Source organism: Sutterella massiliensis (assembly GCF_016899755.1).
GTDB lineage: Bacteria > Pseudomonadota > Gammaproteobacteria > Burkholderiales > Burkholderiaceae_F > Sutterella > Sutterella massiliensis.
Genome location: NZ_JACJJC010000127.1, coordinates 1 through 1,010 on the forward strand (window position 1 = coordinate 1; position 1,010 = coordinate 1,010).

Consider the following 1,010-nt stretch of genomic DNA (forward strand, 5'->3'; position numbering starts at 1 on the left):
TGTCTTATCTCTATGTGGGCAGCTACAACAACTTCATGAAGGAAGATCAGCGTGCCAACGGCGTCATGAAGTCTTATTCGACCGTTGATGCGTCGCTGCACTGGCACGTCAACAAGCATCTGGAACTGTACGGCGGCATCACGAATCTGACCGACGAGGTCTATTACGAATATGTCATGCCGAGCTCCAACCAGTACGTAACGCCGGGACGCGAGCGTACATTCTTTGTCGGACTGCGTGGAACGTATTGAAGCCGCCGGGCTTCGTTTCCCGGAGAGCGGCGCAGCGCACAAGCGGTGGCGGACCGCGCCAGAAAAGCGGCAGACAAAGTTCGCTCCAAACCTTGACGCACGTGGAAGCCTATCGGCCCACCGGTCGGACGTTCTGCCGTAGGACACGCTGTCGAACTTTACATTTATTTCCAAATGTAATATGCTCCGCAAACTTGATTGAGAATCGTTCTCATAGTTATACGCAATTAAAGCAGAGCATCATGTTCACTATTCTCTCTTTAAACGAGGCGGCCAACCTCGCTGTTCTCTCTGAAGCCTTTCAAGGCGAATATCGGACGGGGAAGCTCCGTCAGGCAGTTGCCGCCGCTCTTGCCGCCATGCTCCTCGGCGCAGGATCCATCCAGTGCGCGGCCGCGGAGCAAGCGAGTGCCGCTGCCTCTGATGAGACTGTTGAAGAAGACGTCTTCGGGGAAGAAGATGCCGTCGAGCTGCAGGCAAGTTATGTTCGACCCGACTACGTAGAAGTCGAGCGCCTGCGTGCGACGAAGGAAATCATCGTCATTCCCAAATCTGAAATCCAGGAAAAAGGAAAGCGAACGATTTCGGATGTGCTTTCGAAAGTGCCGAGCGTATCGGTCGGTTCAACCGGCATGGGAGAAATCGACATCCGCGGTCAGGGAAGCGACCAGGCCACGCGCAATATTCAAGTGATGATCGACGGCGCCCCTATCACGACGCTCGTCAATCATCCGGTAAACACCGACTACGACGTCGTAC

General features: G+C 54.7%; 1 protein-coding gene and 1 pseudogene. Both read left to right on the top strand.

Features of this window, described 5'->3' with window-relative positions; all coding sequences use genetic code 11:
- Positions 1-251: pseudogene (locus H6A60_RS11710) on the top strand (TonB-dependent receptor); the annotation flags it as partial.
- A 242-nt stretch (positions 252-493) separates the two neighbouring features.
- A partial coding sequence (locus tag H6A60_RS11715) for a TonB-dependent receptor plug domain-containing protein (RefSeq protein WP_239477740.1) occupies positions 494-1,010 on the top strand: 517 nt, incomplete at its 3' end.